General features: G+C 51.8%; 1 rRNA gene. It reads right to left on the reverse strand.

From position 1 onward, the window contains the following. Nucleotides 1-226: ribosomal RNA gene (locus AC2AXP_RS22845) — 23S ribosomal RNA — on the reverse strand; the annotation flags it as partial.

Consider the following 226-nt stretch of genomic DNA (forward strand, 5'->3'; position numbering starts at 1 on the left):
ATCGGTCAGTCAGGAGTATTTAGCCTTGGAGGATGGTCCCCCCATATTCAGACAGGATGTCATGTGTCCCGCCCGACTCATCGAACTCACAATTAATGTATTTTAGTGTACGGGGCTATCACCCTTTACTGCGCGACTTTCCAGACGCTTCCACTAACACAAGAACTGATTCAGGTTCTGGGCTCCTCCCCGTTCGCTCGCCGCTACTGGGGGAATCTCGGTTGAT

This window comes from Serratia sp. Sp408 (genome assembly GCF_057180665.1).